Below are 17,940 nucleotides of genomic sequence, written 5' to 3' on the forward strand. Positions count from 1 at the left end.
GCCGAAGGGGTAGGCCGGAGTCGGGTCGAATTGCTGACGCCCTGGCTGTTGCCGCCCAACGGGGCGTGCAGATAGGTCCCGGGCCGGCCGCCGGGCGTTCGCGGGATCTGCACCGGCAGCTTGCCCGACGGGGTGACGCCGGCGAGACTCGCTCCAGCTACGAGGGACACGACGCGAAGCGCTGAGCCGGCGCCTCATACCGCCACGAGGCCGAGGCGCTCATCGGCCCGACTCACGACGGGCGTCGTGTCCCTGGAGACCAGGAAGGCGGGACGGGTCGGATGCGCCGGGGCGTTGTCGACGGCGTTGTAGGTGATGAGGAGTAACGCGCGGCGGTCCGGTGACGGATTGTTCGTCGAAGAATGGACGACGCTGGGGTGGAACACCTGAAGGGAGCCCTGCGGGCCCAGGAACAGCTTCCGTCCCTTCTCGCGGATCAGGCTCTCGGCCCGGTGGCCGTTCACGGTGTAGGCGAGATCCGCCGACACATGCGTACGCCAGTCGGATTCCGCGCCGTTCTCCGCCCGGCCCTCGGGGAGGTCGAGCAGACCGAGCCGGTGCGACCCGGGTATGGCCATGAGCGGGCCATTGCCCTCGTGGACGTCGTCCAGGGAGATGGCGATGTTCACGGCGTCCGGACGCGGCATGCCGTCCTCCTCGTGCCAGAACGCGAAGTCCTGGTGCCACGGCCAGGCGGCCCCCTCGTGCGCCTGCTTCAGGTTGACCTTGAACTGGTAGACGTACGCGGGCCCGCCGAGGAACTCCTCGGCCAGCGCGACCAGGTACGGCAGGCGGACGAGGGCCGCGCACACCTCGTCGAAGGCGTGACAGCCGTGAATGGCGCGGGCGATCCCGCTGTCCTGCTCGTGTACGACCTCGGGCCTGCGCTCCCGGCTCATGGCCAGTACGCGGTCCCGTATCGGTTCGACGGCCTCGCCGCTGAACCGGTACGGGGGTTCACACCAACCATGGGTCCGGTAGGCGGACTTGAGGGCGGAGAGCGAGGTGACTGCGGCACCGGCCATGGACGCGAACCTCCAGGGTGAAAGTGGCTTCGTCGCGACGTAATCGGGCATATCGGTGATCAGGGCTTTCGATTTCACGCCATGATATTCGAATGGAAAAGAAGCGATGGGCGCCGCGGAACAGCATGCTGATCGCGATGGCGTAGGCTCGGTGGATGGCGAAGTATTTCGACGTGCACCCCGAAAACCCCCAGCAGCGCACCATCGGCAATGTGGTCGACAGGATCCGCTCCGGCGAGCTCATCGCCTATCCGACGGACTCCTGTTTCGCGCTGGGATGCCAAATGGGCAACCGTGACGGTATCGGTCGGATCCGGTCGATCCGGAACCTCGACGACCGTCACCACTTCACCCTGGTGTGCCAGAATTTCGCTCAGCTGGGTCAGTTCGTGCATATCGACAAAGACGTGTTCCGTGCGATCAAAGCGGCGACGCCCGGCAGCTACACCTTCATTCTCCCCGCGACGAAGGACGTACCGCGCCAGTTGCCGCACCCGAAGAAGAAGACGGTCGGCGTGCGGATTCCCGACCATGCCGTGGCCCAGGCCCTGCTCGCCGAACTCGGTGAGCCGCTGCTCTCCAGTACGTTGCTGCTGCCCGGTGAGGACGAGCCGATGACGCAGGGCTGGGAGATCAAGGACCGGCTCGACCATGTGGTGGACGCCGTGGTCGACTCGGGAGACTGCGGCACCGAGCCGACCACGGTCATCGACTTCTCCAGCGGCGAAGCCGAGATCGTACGCCGAGGGGCGGGCGACACGGCCCGGTTCGAGTAGCCCGTAGCCGCGTTCCGCCGCCCCGACGTCGTCCGGCGTCAGGAACCGGTGACGGTGAGCGCTCCGGAGACGGTGGCCGGGTCACCCTGACCGTCGGCGGGGGCGGCGGTGAGGGTCCAGGTGTAGGCGCCGTCGGGCGCGGCGGGGCCCTCGGCGGTGGTGCCGTCCCAGGCGACCTTGACGGTGCTCGCGGCCGACGTGCCGGTCCAGGTGCGCACCTCGGTGTCGGTGTCGTCGTTGTGCAGCGTCAGTTTCCAGGACGTGGCCGGCTTGGAGAGCCACCACTGGGCGTTCCAGGAGGCCGTTTCCGCGCCGCGGTCCCAGGTGGCGGGGACGCTGCGGTCGGGTACGGAGAGCGCGGAGACGCCGTGCTGGGGCGCGAAGACGTGAACGGTCTCCGCCCTGTCCACATAGGCGAGCTTGCCCGCGCGGCGGTCCACCGCCCAGGTGACGCCCCGGCTGTCGGCGGCGGAGGTGGGCTTCATCCCGAGGACGGTGCCCAGATCGGTGGTGGTCCCGTCCTCGTTGAGGCCGGTCAGGCCGAGCGTGCCGTCGACGGTGTTGTGGTCGGCGATGAAACCGTCACCGAGGAGGGCTCCGGTGGCCGGGGCGGGGTAGGCGGTCCCGGTGTCCGGGTCCTGGACGCCGGCCTGGTCCTGTTCGGGGCAGCTCCAGTAGAGAAGCGTGCCGTTGGTCTGGAGCTCCTCAGGTGTGCACGACGCGCCGAGCGACACGGTGTCGGTCTGGTTTCCGGTCCGCAGATCGGTGGCGATCACGGTGCCGGGCCGGTCCGGGGACGGCGTCCAGAGGGTGGCGTAGTCCAGGGCCGCGGCCTGCGCGGCCTGTTCCCGGACGATCCGGTCGCGGACGATGTCGATGACGTACTGCCGCTTCAGCGGGCCCTGCGACTCGTAGAGGACGTACTCGGGGGAGATGTCCAGGATCCGGCCGTCCGCGCCGGGCAGCGGCAGCCGGTCGACGGGCCGGTCCGGGTCGTCACCCGTCACCAGCACGTCCTTGCCGCCGTTGTCCGGGTCCGCCACCAGCCGGGCCAGCCCCTCGTCGCCACCGTCGGCGAACCGCCCCGGTGCGGAGTCGCCGTACACGGGCAGATCGTCCCCGGCGGCCGGGTCCAGCGCGGTGCCGATGTCCTTGCCGTGCAGCCGCTGTGTCTCCTGAAGCGCGTTGACGTAGCGGACGGTTCCCCGGTCCAGGCCGAGCGCCTGGATCGAGCCGTAGGCCACCGTGACCGGCGCCACCACGCGCAGCTGCTGATCGAATACGAGCCCGCTGCCGTCCACGGTGAACCGGTGGATGGCGCGCGTGCCGTCCGCGTCGCGGCCCAGGGCGGTGAGCGTGCTGTTGGACCCCTGGAGACCTTGTTCGATATCGGTGAGCAGGACGCGTGAGGTCTCCGCCCCGTCGATCGGCGTCAGCCGCAGCGGCCCGCGGTCCCCTTCGTGCCACAGCACGTTCCGGCCCACCGTGTAGGCGGTGATCTCGCTGTCGGGGGACCGCGGTGTGAGCGGGACGACCCGCGGTGTCGTCGTACTGCCGTCGCGCGGCAGCACCCGCACCCCCTGCTCGTCCTGGCGGCTGAACCAGGTCACCGTGTCGCGCGTGAGGCGGAAGCTGCTCGCCTCGCCGGTGACCGGCAGCGGGGCGACCGCGCCGGTGATGCCGTTGAGGATGCCGTAGCCGTGGGTGGAGCCGGTGCGGTAGCGGATGAGGAGCGAGGTGCTCTCGCCGCCGAGCACCACCGGCTCGGACTCGGCGGTGGCGCCCGCGGGCAGCTGCACCTGCACGTCGTAGGGCGTGTCCCCGGCGCGGGGCCGCAGCACCCGCAGTTCGTATGTGCCGTCCTCCAGAGTCCGGGTGGCGAGGACGAACCCGCCGTACACCTGGGGGTGCGCGTAGCCGTCCGGCAGTCTCAGGGTGGACTTGGTGTTCTGGTCGACGTTGAGCAGAGTGATCGTGGTCGCGCCGTCCGCGTCGGTGGTGGCGTAGGCGACGCGGTTGCTCTGGTCGTGGTGGGAGAAGATCGACTCGCGTGACACGCCGTCCAGCGCCTTCACGGGAATGGTCTGCCGGTTATACGTATTCGTCCACAGATAGCTCTTGGAGCCCTGCTCCTGGTGCAGCACACCGGTGTCGCCGGTGGACAGCAGCGTCTCGGCCCGATCGTCGTAGGCGTCGGGCGACGGTATGACCACCTCGGTGGCGTCGGCCGCCCGGGCGGTGGCCGGCGGCAGTGACACGGCCACGCCCGAGGCGAGCGTGAGCGTGACCGCGACCAGGGTCGCGGAACGCGCCGAGCGTCTGAGACGTCTTTGCCGTAGGGTCATTTCTTTCCCCCTCGCTGATCGACCAGTGGCGACCCGTCGCCTCCTGGTCACCCGTGGGCCTGCCGATCATGCGAGGCCCACGTCAGGGTAGGGACAACGTCCGTGCCGCGGCGGCTGTTTCAGAAGATTGCGCTGAAGGCGGGGGAAAAGTGGCCGCGCCGCGGGCGGACGCCCGTCGACCAGTTCGTCAGGTGGCGGTGTTCTGCCGTTCCCGGGCGGCGCGGGCGATGGCGCGCCTGATGGGCTCGTAGCCGGTGCACCGGCAGAGGTTGGAGCCCACGAGGCCCGCGACGGCCTCCGGGTCGTCACCGAGCGCGGGGTCGGCCTCCAGCGCTCCGGCGGCCACCATGAGGAACCCCGGCGTGCAGAACCCGCATTGGAGGGCGTGTTCGGCCGAGAAGGCGCGCTGGAGGGGGTGTGGCTCGCCATCGGGCCCCGAGAGCCCTTCCACGGTGCGCACCGTGCTGCCGTCGCACTGCACGGCGAACATGAGGCAGGAGCGGACGGCGCTGCCGTCGACGAGGACCGTGCAGGCGCCGCAGACGCCGTGCTCGCAGCCCAGATGCGTACCGGTGAGACCGCAGTCCTCGCGCAGTACGTCGGCGAGGATGCGCCGTGGCTCGACGTCGAGCGGGTACGCGTCACCGTTCACATTGAGGGTGATCTTCATGGGGGATCTCCCTTGCCCGCGGCGGCCCGCGACCGATGGTCCGCCGCTGCCTGGCTCAGCGTCCTGGCCACCAGGACCGCGATGGCCTGCCGCCGGTACTCGAGATCGGCGTACGGCTCGGCCACGGGCGAGGCGTCCTCCGCCGCGGCCGTCCGGCCGGCGCGGGCGAACGGGTGGCCCTCCGGAATCCGGTGGCCGACCGGGAGGGGGCCGGCCTCGGCGCCGGTCAGCAACTGCTCCGCCGCGCGTGCCCGCACCGGCCGGTCGGCGCAGTTGACCAGCCCGATCCGCGCCTCGCGGATCACCCCGTCGCCGATGGTCAGGGCCGCCGCGACGGCCACCTGCGCGAAACAGAAGTGCGTGCGCCGGTGCTCGAGGAAGCCGACCCCCGTGTCGTCGCCGAGCAGGGGGTAGCGCACCGAGGTGATCAGTTCCTCCGGGCGCCGCGCGGTCCGGTACGGCCCGTGGAAGTAGTCGCGGGCCGCCACCTCGCGAGCGCCGTCCGGGCCGTGCAGTTCGACGTCCGCGTCCAGGGCGACACCGATGGCACACCACTCGGAGGCGGGATGCGCCCAGGCGAAGCTGCCCACCATGGTGCCGCGAGCGCGGATGGGAGGGTGGGCGATGTTCACGACGGCGCGTGAGAAGAGTGTGCCGAGCGGACCCGGTACGGCCCTGGGGGACTCGAAGACCTGATGCCGCACCAGCGCGCCGACCCGCAGCGAGTGGTCGTACACCCGCATCTCGTCGAGCGCCGGGAGGCGGTTGATGTCGACCACGAGGCCGGGGTGGACGCGCTCCAGGTGCATCTCGAGGATCAGGCTCTGGCCACCGGCGAGAACCTGGGCCTCGCGCCCGGAGTCGCCGAGTGCCTCGACGGCCTCGGGCACCGTGCGCGGCACGACGTAGTCGAAGGCGGCGGGCTTCACCTGGCCTCCTCGAATTTGGGGGCGCGGGCCGCCCGCCACACCACATCCGGGGTGAGCGGCATCTGAAGCAGGGCGGGGTCGGCGACCTGGAGGGCGTCGACCACCGCGTTGACGACCGCGCCCGGGGTGCCGATGCAGCCCGACTCGCCCGCTCCCTTCGCGCCCAGCGGCGTGCTGGGACTCGGTGTGCAGGTGTCCTTGACCTCGAGCGGCGGGATCTCCGTGAACGTCGGCACCAGATAGTCCAGCAGGCCGTTGGCCAGCATCGGTGTGCCGGCGTCGTCGTAGGGGATGCCTTCGTACAGCGCCTGGCCGATCCCCTGCACGGCCGATCCGAACGCCTGGCCGTGCACGAGAGTGGGATTGAGCGCCACGCCGCAGTCGTCCACCGCCACCACCCGCAGCAGCCGCACGGTGCCCAGCTCCGGATCGACCTCGGCCACCGCCACATGGGCGCCGAACGGAAACGCCATGCCCGACTCGAATCTGTCCTCCACCCGCAACGTCCCCGTGGCCTTGGCCAGTTCGGCCACGTCCGTGGCCGCCGGGCCGTGGTGTACGGCGCCGTGGGACCACTCCACCTCCTCGACCGGCACCTGCCACAGCCGTGCGGCCCGGTCGCGGGCCTCATCGATGAGCAACTGGGAGGCGTGCTGGAGCATCGCTCCGGCCACCTGCGCCGACCTGCTGGCGAAGGAGCCGAGACCTTCGGCCAGTTCGTCGGTGTCCCCCTCGACCAGCCGGACCCGCCGCCCCTCGACGCCCAGGGTCTCGGCGACCAGCGCGGGGAAGACCGTCTCGTGGCCCTGGCCGCTCGACGCGGCCCCGCAACGGACGATGATCGTGCCGTCCTCGTCGACCTCGATGCTCCCGAACTCGTGCAGTCCTCCGGGCTCACCGCCGGAGCGCTCCACGTAGCAGGACAGACCGATGCCCACGGGCAGGGCGTCCGGGTCGGCGCGGCGCCGGGCCTGCTCGGCCCGCCACTCGTCGTAGCCGACGGTCTCCAGCGCCAGGTCGAGCGCGGCGGCGTAGTTCCCGCTGTCGTAGCGCCGGCCCGTGGGCGTCTCGTACGGGAAGTCCTCGGGCGGGATGAAGTTGCGCCGCCGCAGTTCCGCCGGGTCCGTGTTCAGCCGACGGGCCAGGTCGTCCATCGCCCGCTCCAGAGCGATCGCGGCCTCCGGCCGGCCCGCCCCGCGATAGGGATACGTCAGCATCGTGTTGGTCAGCACCGAGCGGACGGTCGCGTGCACCTCGGGGGTGGCGTACGGACCCGGTGCCATCCAGGCGGTCTGCATCGGCAGCCCCACCCCGAGGTGCGGATACGCGCCGACATCGGCGTCGACCGTCAACTCGTAGGCGAGCAGCCGCCCCTCACCGTCGGCGGCGAGCCGCACCCGCTGGTCCTGTCCCCGGCCCCGGGTCGCGACCGCCATGGACTCCAGACGGTCCTCGATCCACCGCACGGGCCGCTTGAGCCGCATCGCCAGGAAGGCGACCACCACGAACTCCGGGAACGAGGCGCTCTTCGACCCGAACGCTCCTCCGGTGTCCGGGACGACCACCCGCAGCCGGTCGGTCGGCAACCCCAGCAACGCGGCCAGTTCACGGCGCAGCCGGTGCGGCATCTGATGCCCCGACCACACGGTCAGCCGGTCTCCCTCGGGCACGGCGAGGATGGTCCGGCACTCCATCGGGGTGGGCATGAGCAGTTGCTGACGGTACCGGCCCTCCACGACGACGGCCGCCTCCCGCCACGTCGACTCCTCGACGGGCCTGCCGGTATCCCCTTCGAACGCGACGTTGCTCAAGCCGTCGAACAGGCGAACGCGGTCGTCCGCCGCCGCGGACGGTGTCACCACCGCCGGCAGCGGATCGATCCGGAAGTCGATCTCCGCCGCTCCGTCCTCGGCCCGGTAGCGGTCCTCGCCCAGCACCACCGCGACCGCCTCGCCCGCGAACCGAACCCGGTCCTTCACCAGCGCCGGCCACTCGCGGCCTGCCACCGACTCCTCCGTGGACAGCTTGGCGAGCAAGGTGTACGGCACCGGGGGCAGATCCTGGAGGCCGGCGGCCGACTGCGCGCACGCGGGCAGATCGGTGAAGTCCGCGGCGGACCAGGCCCCGACCACTCCGGGCACCGCGCGGGCGGCGGCGCAGTCCACCTCGCGCAGGGTGCCATGGCCGACGGGGCTCCTGACGAACACGGCGTCCAGACAGCCGGGCACATCGATGTCGGCGACATAGCGGCCGCTTCCGGTGAGAAGCCGTTTGTCCTCGCGCCTGGTCCATTGATCCACGACTACCCCTCTGCGCCTGGTGTCGTTGCGGCGGGTGGCGAGGGCGCCTCATACGCGCGGTGGTACGAGTTTCTCACCGCTGAGGGCCACCCGCATGCCGACCGCGCGGGGCGTTCGGGGCGGGGAGCGGCGCGCCCGGGAGGGGCGCGCCGCGCCTGATGAACCGCGTCTCCCTGAACCGCGTCTCATGCGCCGGGCCTCATGCTGCGGTCAGCCGCAGCATGACCTTGCTGCTGCCGCTGTGCGGGTCGGCGGCGACGGCCAGTGCCTCCTCCGCCCGTTCCAGCGGGAAGCGGTGGGTGATCAGCGGCGTCACATCCAGGCCGTCCCGCAGGGCGCGCAGGGCGTCGTCGATCTCGTCGACGAAGCGGTAGGAGCCGATCCAGGTGATCTCGCGGGTCACCAGGTCACCGAGGACCGCCGGGGCGGGCGTGCCGGGCAGGTTGCCGACCTGGACGAGGGTGCCGCCGCGGGCGGTGGCGCGCAGGACCGGGCCGAGCGCGGCCGGGGCGCCGGAGGCCTCGAAGACGAGGTCCACGTCCTGTGGCAGGCCGTCGCCGCGCGAGAGGTCGCGGGTCTCGTCGGCGCCCATGGCGCGGGCGACGGCGAGGGAGGACGCCGCCAGGTCGGCGGCGACGACCGTGCCCGCCCCGCGGTGCCGGGCCGCGGCGACGACCAGCGAGCCGATCGGTCCCGCGCCGTTGACCAGGACGGTACGGCCGCGCAGGTCGGGGACGCGGCCGACGGCGTGCAGGGCGACCGCCAACGGCTCGGCCAGGGCGCCGCGTTCGGTGTCGACGCCGTCTGGCAGTGGCCGGATCTGGTCCGCGCGGACCGCCCGGTACTCGCTGAACCCGCCGTCGGTGTGCGGGTCGAAGGCCGCCGAGCCGAAGTAGCGGACGCTTGGGTAGAGGTTGGTGCGCCCGGCGATCCGCGCCGGCAGTACGCCGTCGCCGACGAGCTGCGCCGGGTGGACGGTGACCGGCTGCCCTTCGCCGAGGCCGGTGACCCCAGGGCCGAGCGCGGCGATCCGGCCCGCGACCTCGTGCCCGAGCACCAGCGGGTGCGTGAGCGAGGCCGTACCGGACGCCCCCTTCTTCCAGTAGGCGATGTCCGATCCGCAGATCCCGCCCCACTCCAGGGCCAGGAGGATCTCGCCGGGGCCCGGCACCGGCCGGGCCCGTTCGTCGACGCGCACATCGCCGGGGCCGTGCACCACGACCGCCCGCATACGGCGGTCTCCCGTGGCCGTACTCATGCCGCGTCCTCCAGCCGGACCAGGTCGCGTCCGCGTGTCTCGGGGGAGAGCAGCGCGCTGACGAAGGTGATGAGCGAGTAGACGACGAGCATCGCCGCGATCGGCCACCAGCTGCCGGTGACGGCCGTGAGCGTGGCCGCCAGGACCGGGCCGATCGCGGTGGCGAGGATCCCGCCGATCTCCTTGGCGAGCGCGAGCTGGGTGAACCGGGAGCGGGCGCCGAAGAGTTCGGCCATTGTCACGCTCTCCAGCGAGAACAGCCCGAGGACACCGACGTTCAGGGCGAGCACCATGCCGATCAGCACGCCCGGGGTGGAGCCGGAGGTGATCAGGAGCATCGCCGGGAAGGCCGCGGCCATGGTGAGCACGGTGAGCGTGAGGTAGAGCACCCGGCGTCCGAAGCGGTCGCCGAGCAGGCCGATCAGCGGCACGGTGACGAAGCCCAGCAGTGAGCCGTACATGATCGCGTCGGTGGGGACGGTCTTGCCGACGGCGAGGTTGGTGGCGATGTAGCCGACGAGGAACGTCTGGACGAGCCCGGAGTTGCCTGCCTGGCCGAAGCGCAGTCCGAGCGCGAGGAAGAACGCCTTGCCCTTGCGCTGCCGGACACCGGCCGCCAGCACATCGCCCCGGTGGTCGTCGGCCTCGGCGATGGCGGACTCGACCTCGTCGCGGCGCAGGGCCACGCCGTCCACCACGTCGGCGCGCTCGGCGAAGACCGGGCTCTCCCTGAGGCCACGGCGCAGCCAGAACGCGAAGAGCATCAGCGCGAAGCTCAGCAGGAAGGGCAGCCGCCAGCCCCAGGAGAGCAGCTGCTCCTCGCTGAGCACGCCGAGCAGCAGGGCCCACAGGCCCGAGGCGGCGAGCGTTCCGGAGTTGGTGCCGAGCGAGACCAGCGAGGAGACCAGGCCGCGCCGGCGGACGGGGGCGTACTCGGCGAGCAGCACGGTGGCCCCGGCGATCTCGGCGCCCGCGCCGAAGCCCTGCACCAGCCGCAGCGCGACGAGCAGGATCGGCGCCGCGATGCCGATGGCGGAGTAGGTGGGCAGGGCGCCGATGAGGGTGGTGGAGGCGCCCATCAGCAGGATGGTGAGGTACAGGACCTTCTTGCGGCCGATCCGGTCGCCCATCCGCCCGAAGTAGACGGCGCCGGCGAGCCGGGCGACGTAGCCGACGCCGTACGTGGCCATGGCGGCGATCAGGCCGATGGCGGGGCTGACGTCCGGGAAGAAGAGCTTGTTGAAGACGATCGCGGCGGCCAGCGAGTAGAGCTGGAAGTCCATGAACTCCATGGCCGTACCGAGCCAGCCCGAGACGGCGGCTCTGGCCAGATCGCTCGTGGTGCGTTGCGCGGGGCGCGCCTGCTCCTCGGTCATGGTGCTGTCCTGCATGGTGAACTCCGTTGTTCGGGGACGACGGTGAGCGGTGTTCGGGGGAGGGGTGATGTGCGGTGGGCGGGCCGGCGGCCGGGCCGGCTCAGATCTCCACGCGGCCCGAGCGGAGCGCGGGCAGCCGGTCCGCGACGGCGGCGACGAGGGCGTCGTCGTCCGCCAGGTCCGCCGCGCCGAGCAGGCGCAGCAGCGCGCGCACCGCCGTCGAGGGGCGGTCCGACGGTTCCCAGCAGGCGGCGAGCGCCTCGGCCGCGGGGTCGGCGAGGGTGCCGTGGGCGTGGCGGGTGGCGTGCGCCCAGGCCGCGAGGGCGAGTTCCAGCACCGGGGTGGCCGCGCCGCGGGCGCGCAGCTCGCGCAGGGCAGGGAGCCAGCGCTCGGTGATCTTCAGAGAGCCGTCGGAGCCGATCTGCCGCAGCAGGTGGCGCATCGCGGGATTGCGGAAGCGTACGACGAGATCGTCGGCGTACGCGACCGGATCGGGGCCGTCGGCGGGGAGGGTGGGGGCGACCTCCGCGCACAGCGCCCGGACCAGGGGCGCACCCCAGTCCGCCGCCATGGTGTCGGCGATGGTGGCGCACCCGGCGGCCAGGCCGAGGTAGGCCAGCGCCGAGTGGGAGCCGTTCAGCAGCCGCAGCTTGGTGAGCTGGTACGGCGCGACGTCGGGGACGAACAGGGCGCCGTCCCGTTCCCAGGGCGGCCGGGGCGCGGCGAACGAGTCCTCCAGCACCCACTGACGGTAGGGCTCACCCGTCACGGGGAGGGCGTCGTGCACCCCGAGCGCGGCAGCGGCGGCGGACCGCTCGGCCTCGCTCGTGGCGGGCACGATCCGGTCCACGACGGTAGCCGGGAAGGCGACGCTTTCGGCCATTTCGGCCAGGATGGTGTCGCGGTCCGGCCAGGCGGAGGCCCGGACGAAGTCATGGACGACCCGGCCCAGCGCGGCGCCGTTGCCCGCCATGTTGTCGCAGGACACCACGGTGACCGGCGGCGCGCCGGCCCGCATCCGCGCGGCCAGCCCGGCGGCCAGCCGGCCCACCACGGTGGCGAGGCGGCCGCCGGGGGCCGCGGCGAGGTCGGCGGCGACCGGTGCCGCCGCGGTGTCCAGACCGCCGGTCAGCGGCGAGCGGTGGTAGCCCTTCTCCGTGACGGTCAGGGTGACCACGGTCACCTCGGGGTCGGCGAGCAGGGCGTCGACGGCCTCGGCGTCCGGCCCCATCGCGAGCGCGCCGACGACCGAGCCCACGACGCGGGTGACGCTGCCCTCCGGGTGGCGTTCGGTGCACGAGTAGAGGCAGTCCTGGTCCCGCAGCGCGCGCACGGTCTCCGCCGACCGGGGCGCGACGGCGGTGATGCCCCAGGGCTCGCCGGACTGGGCGGCGGCGTTCTCGGTGTAGACCGCCTGGTGCGCCCGGTGGAAGGCGCCGAGCCCGAAGTGGACGACCCTGGCGCGCAACTCGGCGGGGTCGACCGCGGGGCGCGCCTCGGGGGCGAGGCGGGAGAGCGCCGCGCGGTTCAGCGCGGGGCGGGCGGTGGCGCTCACCAGTCGTGCACCGAGCCGTCGAGGCGGCGCGCGACCGGCAGGTAGCGCCGCTGGTAGGGGAAGCGCTCGGCGGCCTTCTCGTCGTACTCCACGCCCAGACCCGGCTCCTCGGACGGGTGGAGCATGCCGTCGGCGAACGTGACGCCGCTGCGGAACACCTCGTGGGTCTCGTCGGCGTGGCCCATGTACTCCTGGATGCCGAAGTTCGGCACCGTCACGTCGAGGTGCACGGCGGCGGCCATGCTGACGGGGGAGAGGTCGGTCGCGCCGTGGGAGCCGGTGCGCACCTGGTAGAGCGCCGCGAGGTCGAAGATCCGCCGCAGATGGGTGATGCCGCCCGCGTGGACGACGGTGGTGCGCACATAGTCGATGAGCTGCTCGGTGATCAGCTGCTGGACGTCCCAGATCGAGTTCATCACCTCGCCCACCGCGATCGGGGTCGTGGTGTGCTGCCGGATGAGCCGGAACGCCTCCTGGTTCTCGGCCGGCGTCGGGTCCTCCATCCAGAACAGCCGGCAGGCCTCGACGCTCTTGCCGAAGCGGGCCGCCTCGATGGGGGTCAGCCGGTGGTGCACGTCGTGCAGGAGGTGGAAGCCGAAGCCGAAGCGCTCCCGCACCGCCTCCAGGTAGGTGGGCGCGAAGCCGAGGTAGGCCTCGGTGTCCCAGGGCTGCTCGTCGGGCAGATCGGTCGCGGCGGGCTCGTAGACCTTGCCCTTGCGGACCCCGTACGTACCACCGACCTCCGGCACCGCGGCCTGCGCCCGGACGGCCTTGTAGCCCAGCTCCAGATAGCGCTCGACGTCGTCGAGCAGCGAGGGCACGTCGGCGCCGCTGGCGTGCGAGTACACCAGGACGCCATCACGGGACCGGCCGCCGAGGAGCTGGTAGACGGGCAGCCGGGCGGTCTTCCCCTTGATGTCCCACAGCGCGGTGTCGACGGCGGAGATGGCCGTCATGGTGACGGGCCCGCGACGCCAGTACGCGCCCTTGTACAGGTACTGCCACATGTCCTCGATGCGGGCGGGGTCCTTGCCGATCAGCAGCGGAGCCACGTGGTCGCGCAGATAGCTCGCCACGGACAGCTCACGGCCGTTGAGCGTGGCGTCGCCGAGGCCGGTCACCCCGTCCGAGGTGGTGATGCGCAGCGTGACGAAGGTGCGCCCGGGGGATGCGACGAACACGTCGACACGTTCGATCTTGCTCAATGGGGGCTCTCCTCGCGGCGCGGTGGTACCAGGCTGCCCGACCGGCGTCCGCCATCGGTCGGGCAGTTCCTGTCGCGCAGTGCTTGTATACAAGCAGCTGTCGTGCTCGTCGGCAATACTCCCGTCACCATGTTTTTACGGGCGGCCCAAAGTCGGCCCACACCTCCCCGACCGGCGCCGGGCGGGCTCCGCCGATACGTACGATGGGCGCATGGCTCAATCGAACCGCCGTCGGACGAGTCGGCGCGCTATCTACCTCAAGCTGCGTCAGATGGTCCTGACCCTCGAACTCGCCCCGGGCGCCGCCCTGTCGGAGAACGAACTCGCGGCGTCCCTGGGCGTGAGCCGCACACCGGTGCGGGAGAGCCTGATCCTGCTGGCCCAGGAGGGCCTGGTGCAGATCTTCCCGAAGATCGGGTCATTTGTGTCCCGGGTGGACCCGGCGCAGGTCGCGGACGCGCAGTTCCTGCGGGAGGCAGTCGAGCTGACCTCCTTGGACGATCTGCCCCCACAGCTCGACCCCGCGGTCGTCGAGGAGCTACGGGACAACCTGAAACGCCAGCAGCGCGCGGACCTCGGCCTCGAGGAGTTCTTCGAGCTGGACGAGGCCTTCCACCAGGGCCTGATGCGGTTGAGCGGGCACGGCAACGTCTGGTCCACGGTCGCCGCGGCCAAGGGGCATCTGGACCGGGCCCGGCGCCTCGGTCTCCATGAGAACGTGTCCCCGGCCGTCTTCGCCGCCCAGCACCACGAGATCTTCGACGCGGTGCTCGGCGGGAACGTCCAGCTCGCCCGCACCTCCATGCGCGTTCATCTGAGGGCCGTCTTCAGCGACATCGAGCGCATCCGCGCCCACTCACCCGAACTGTTCGCCTCCGACCCCTCGGGGGTGCCGGTGCGGCGCAACGTGGTGGTCTGGGAGTGACCCGGACAGGTCCAGGAGTGTCCCGCATGACCAGCACCCGGCGCTGGTTCAGTTTCCGGGTACTCCCGATGCCCGGCCGGAGTCCAGGGCGACCGCTCGGTGGAGGGCGCCCCGGCACGCGAGGACCGCGGGGTGCCGGCTGCGCCCGCGGCGTACGACGGTGAAGATGCGGCGGGCGCGCTGGCCGCGGGGGAGCTGCCGCAGGGTGACGGTCCGGGGTTGTCCGTTCCAGACCAGCTCGGGTAGGAAAGAGGCGGCGTGGCCCTGCTCGACGAGGCGGAGGTGGAGCAGGAGGTCGGTGGTCTCGAACCGTACGTCGGGCTCGAACCCGGCGTTGCGGCACAGGGCCGTGGCCCAGTGCCGGGCGGCCGTGCCCTCGGGTTCCATCACCCAGGGGTGGTCCGCGAGCGAACGCAGCGCCGCCATCGGGCCGTCGGTGCCCGGCCCCACGACCGGTTCGGGCAGGGCGAGGTGGAGGGGGTCGTCGAGCAGGTCCTCTTGTTCGAGTTCGGCGGAGCGCGGATTGGGGTTACCGGGGTATTCCTCGGCGAGGACCAGGTCGAAGTCGCGGGCCAGCAGGGCGGGCAGGGACTTTTCCGGTTCCATGTGCGTGACATGGACGCGCAGGCTCGGGTGCCGATCGCGCAGCAGGCCCAGCGCGGCCGGGACCAGGGCCAGGGCCGCCGTCTGGAACGAGGCGATGCGCAGGGTGCCGGTCAGCTCGGTGAGGGAGGTGGCGATGTCGGCCTCCGCGCGCTCCAGGCGTTCGAGGACCGCTTCGGTGTGGGCGACGAGGATCTCGGCCTGCTCGGTCAGCCGCACCCGCCGGCCGACCGGCTCCAGCAGCGGGACGCCGACTTCGGCTTCCAGCTGGGAGAGCTGCTGGGAGACGGATGAGGGCGCGTAGGACAGGGCCGAGGCGACGGCCGCCAGGGTGCCGCGGTGCTTGAGCTCGCGCAGCAGGCGCAGCCGGTGCAGATCGAACATCGCCGGTCCGGTTTCCCCGCCGTCGCGCAGCGACAGCTTCAATGGTCGGTTTTTCCGATGAGTATACGTCGAAAACATTCGCTGGACCGATCCTGGGCGGGTGCCGGACCCTGATCGTGTGCTTGAGAACCTCTCCTCCCCCCGCGCGCTGCCGTGGCTGGCGCGGCCAGGCGCCCGTACCTGGCGGTGTGATCCGGCACCCACCGAGGTGCGGGGCTTCCACGCCGCGCTGCCCGCCTACTCACCCACCCCGCTGCACGAACTATCCGCTCTGGCCTTCGAGTTGGGGGTCGGCCGGGTCTTCGTCAAGGACGAGTCCTGCCGTCTGGGGCTGCCCGCCTTCAAGGCGCTGGGCGCGTCCTGGGCGGTCCACCGCACCCTGGCCGAGCGGGCCGCGAGCGGCCGGGCGCCGGGCCCGGTCACCCTGGTGACCGCCACCGACGGCAACCACGGCCGCGCGGTGGCCCACACGGCACGCCTGCTCGGGCAGCGCGCCCATGTCTTCGTCCCGCGGGGCGTGCACGCGGGGGCCGTGGCGGCCATCGTCGCCGAGCAGGCGAAGGTCACCGAGGTCGAGGGGGCGTACGACGAGGCCGTACGCCGGGCGGCCCGGGCGGCCGCCGCGCCGGACGCGGTCCTGGTCCAGGACACCGCCTGGCCCGGCTATGAGCAGATCCCGGGCTGGATCGTCGAGGGCTACTCCACCCTCTGCGCGGAGATCGACGAGCAGTTGGCGGCACAGGGAGCCGCCGACGGACCCGACCTCGTCGCCGTCCCGGTGGGCGTGGGGTCGCTGGCCCAGGCCGTGATCACGCACTACCGCAGCCACACCTCCAGGCGGGCTCCGGCACTGCTCTCGGTGGAGCCGGAGTCCGCGGCCTGCGTGCTCGAGAGCCTCACCCACGGTGCACCCGTCAGCGTCACCACCGGCGACACCACCATGGCCGGACTCAACTGCGGCACCCCGTCCAGCATCGCCTGGCCCTACCTGCGCGGCGGGCTGGACGCCGCGGTCGCCATCCCCGACGACGACAGCGCCCTCGCAGCCGCCCGCCTCGACGCCCTCGGCGTGTCCTCGGGCCCGTGCGGGGCCGCGGCTCTCGCCGGCCTGCGCGCGGTGCTCACCGGCGCGGGCGCCGAAGACCGCCGTACGGCGCTGGGCCTCGGCGCGACGTCGACGGTCGTCCTGCTGAGCACCGAGGGCACGGCCGCCAACCCGCACTCCACCACCGCCCACGGCACACACCGCTTCTGACCACCCCCCGGAGACAAGCCATGACCAGCCCGAAGATCACTGTCAACGGCGAACGCCTGTGGCAGTCCCTCATGGACCTCGCCGAGATCGGCGCCTACGACGACGAGCGCACCGGCCTGCGCGGCGTCAACCGCCTCGCCCTGACCGACGCCGACGCGGCCGGCCGCCGCCAGGTCATCGCCTGGATGGAAGAGGCCGGACTGGCCGTCCGTATCGACCGGATGGGCAACATCTACGGCCGCCGCGAGGGCACCGACCCCACCGCGGCCCCGGTGCTGACCGGCTCGCACATCGACAGCGTCGCCACCGCCGGCGCCTTCGACGGCTGCCTCGGCGTCCTGGGCGGCATCGAGGTCATACGGACCCTGAACGAGCGCGGCATCCGCACCCGCCGCCCGGTCGAGGTCGGCATCTTCACCGAGGAGGAAGGCGTCCGCTTCGGCACCGACATGCTCGGCAGCGCCGTGGCCGCCGGCCGCCTGACCGTGGAGTACGCACACGCCCTGACCGACCGCGACGGCCGCACCCTCGGCGGCGAACTCGCCCGCACCGGCTTCGACGGCCCCGGCTGCCCCACCGACGTGTGCCTCGCCCCGCCGTACGCCTACGTCGAGTGCCATATCGAGCAGGGGCCGGTCCTCGCCGAGAACGGCGTCGAGATCGGTGTCGTCACCGGTGTGCAGGGCATCTCCTGGCAGGAGATCACCATCCACGGCCGCGCCGCCCACGCCGGCACCACCCCCACCCACCTGCGCGCCGACGCGGGCCTCGCGGCCGCGCAGATCGTCGTCCACCTGCGGGCCCTGGTCGACTCCGGTGAGTACGGCGAGCTGCGCGCCACCGTCGGCCATCTGGTTGTCCACCCGGACCTGACCAACATCGTCCCGGCCCGCGCCGAGATGACCGTCGACCTGCGCAACCCCGACGACACTCAGATGGCCCGCGCCGAGAAAGCCCTCGCCACGTTCCTCCACGACCTGGAAGGCAGTCAACCGGGGCTGTCGCTGACCACCCGGCGCATGGCCAGGACCGCCTACGTCCCCTTCGACGAGGGGGTGCGGAAGACCATCGCGCAGGCCGCCGACGACCACGGCCTGGAGCACATCTCCCTGCTGTCCGGCGCCGGACACGACGCCCAGGAGATCGCCGCGCTCTGCCCCACCGCCATGATCTTCGTGCGGGGAGAGTACGACGGCATCAGCCACAACCCCCGCGAGTACTCGACCCCCGAGGCATGCGCCCACGGCGTCGATGTCCTGGCGACCACCCTCCTGCGCCTGGCCGACCAGGACTGACCCCACGGCGGCCCACCTGCCGAACGCACCGCCCTGCCG

The 17,940-nt window shown here is 72.1% G+C and carries 14 protein-coding genes; 4 read left to right on the forward strand and 10 right to left on the reverse strand.

Translation table 11 applies throughout. The features are described 5' to 3' along the window. Positions 1-194: 194 nt before the first annotated feature. Positions 195-1,025 (reverse strand): phytanoyl-CoA dioxygenase family protein, encoded by an 831-nt coding sequence (locus ACH4S9_RS26760; protein ID WP_398374110.1) that lies wholly within the window; start codon positions 1,023-1,025, stop codon positions 195-197. Between the two features lie 155 nt (positions 1,026-1,180). Between ACH4S9_RS26760 and ACH4S9_RS26765 the strand changes: the two genes are divergently transcribed. After that, positions 1,181-1,801 carry an L-threonylcarbamoyladenylate synthase gene (locus tag ACH4S9_RS26765; RefSeq protein ID WP_311721988.1) on the forward strand — a complete coding sequence of 207 codons (621 nt, stop codon included), beginning with the start codon at positions 1,181-1,183 and terminating at the stop codon, positions 1,799-1,801. Between the two features lie 38 nt (positions 1,802-1,839). On the opposite strand, the gene ACH4S9_RS26770 is transcribed toward ACH4S9_RS26765, so the two are convergent. The 8 genes from ACH4S9_RS26770 to manD form a co-directional block, all read right to left on the reverse strand. Then, positions 1,840-4,146, reverse strand: coding sequence for a FlgD immunoglobulin-like domain containing protein (locus ACH4S9_RS26770; RefSeq protein ID WP_398374111.1), 2,307 nt, complete (start codon positions 4,144-4,146; stop codon positions 1,840-1,842). A gap of 187 nt (positions 4,147-4,333) precedes the next feature. Continuing rightward, positions 4,334-4,816: a 2Fe-2S iron-sulfur cluster-binding protein gene (locus tag ACH4S9_RS26775; protein ID WP_311721990.1), complete on the reverse strand. Its 483-nt coding sequence runs from the start codon at positions 4,814-4,816 to the stop codon at positions 4,334-4,336. Next, positions 4,813-5,745, reverse strand: a complete 933-nt coding sequence (locus tag ACH4S9_RS26780; RefSeq protein ID WP_385340161.1) for an FAD binding domain-containing protein — start codon at positions 5,743-5,745, stop codon at positions 4,813-4,815. Before ACH4S9_RS26780 ends, ACH4S9_RS26775 begins: the two co-directional genes overlap by 4 nt. Beyond that, a complete protein-coding gene (locus ACH4S9_RS26785) occupies positions 5,742-8,045 on the reverse strand; it encodes a xanthine dehydrogenase family protein molybdopterin-binding subunit (RefSeq protein WP_398374112.1) in 2,304 nt (767 codons plus the stop codon). Before ACH4S9_RS26785 ends, ACH4S9_RS26780 begins: the two co-directional genes overlap by 4 nt. Positions 8,046-8,244: 199 nt before the next feature. After that, the gene (locus ACH4S9_RS26790; RefSeq protein WP_398374113.1) at positions 8,245-9,303 is read right to left on the reverse strand and encodes an L-idonate 5-dehydrogenase; all 1,059 of its coding nucleotides are present in this window, start codon (positions 9,301-9,303) and stop codon (positions 8,245-8,247) included. Then, positions 9,300-10,694 carry an MFS transporter gene (locus ACH4S9_RS26795; protein ID WP_385340157.1) on the reverse strand — a complete coding sequence of 465 codons (1,395 nt, stop codon included), beginning with the start codon at positions 10,692-10,694 and terminating at the stop codon, positions 9,300-9,302. Before ACH4S9_RS26795 ends, ACH4S9_RS26790 begins: the two co-directional genes overlap by 4 nt. An 85-nt stretch (positions 10,695-10,779) precedes the next feature. Then, positions 10,780-12,234, reverse strand: a complete 1,455-nt coding sequence (locus ACH4S9_RS26800; protein WP_398374114.1) for a mannitol dehydrogenase family protein — start codon at positions 12,232-12,234, stop codon at positions 10,780-10,782. Continuing rightward, on the reverse strand, positions 12,231-13,439 hold the full coding sequence (manD, locus tag ACH4S9_RS26805; RefSeq protein WP_311721996.1) for a D-mannonate dehydratase ManD: 1,209 nt from the start codon (positions 13,437-13,439) through the stop codon (positions 12,231-12,233). Before manD ends, ACH4S9_RS26800 begins: the two co-directional genes overlap by 4 nt. A 211-nt stretch (positions 13,440-13,650) precedes the next feature. Between manD and ACH4S9_RS26810 the strand changes: the two genes are divergently transcribed. Next, positions 13,651-14,364 carry a GntR family transcriptional regulator gene (locus tag ACH4S9_RS26810; RefSeq protein ID WP_358843696.1) on the forward strand — a complete coding sequence of 238 codons (714 nt, stop codon included), beginning with the start codon at positions 13,651-13,653 and terminating at the stop codon, positions 14,362-14,364. 48 nt (positions 14,365-14,412) lie between these two features. Here ACH4S9_RS26810 and ACH4S9_RS26815 read toward each other — a convergent pair whose 3' ends face one another. Further along, on the reverse strand, positions 14,413-15,351 hold the full coding sequence (locus ACH4S9_RS26815) for a LysR family transcriptional regulator (protein ID WP_398374436.1): 939 nt from the start codon (positions 15,349-15,351) through the stop codon (positions 14,413-14,415). A gap of 118 nt (positions 15,352-15,469) precedes the next feature. On the opposite strand from ACH4S9_RS26815, the gene ACH4S9_RS26820 reads away from it, so the two are divergent. Both ACH4S9_RS26820 and ACH4S9_RS26825 read left to right on the forward strand, forming a co-directional pair. Beyond that, positions 15,470-16,606: a diaminopropionate ammonia-lyase gene (locus tag ACH4S9_RS26820; RefSeq protein ID WP_398374115.1), complete on the forward strand. Its 1,137-nt coding sequence runs from the start codon at positions 15,470-15,472 to the stop codon at positions 16,604-16,606. Positions 16,607-16,626: 20 nt separating this feature from the next. Next, positions 16,627-17,901 (forward strand): M20 family metallo-hydrolase, encoded by a 1,275-nt coding sequence (locus tag ACH4S9_RS26825; protein ID WP_398374116.1) that lies wholly within the window; start codon positions 16,627-16,629, stop codon positions 17,899-17,901. Positions 17,902-17,940: the final 39 nt, after the last annotated feature.

Source organism: Streptomyces sp. NPDC021225 (genome assembly GCF_044332865.1).
Classification (GTDB): Bacteria; Actinomycetota; Actinomycetes; order Streptomycetales; family Streptomycetaceae; genus Streptomyces.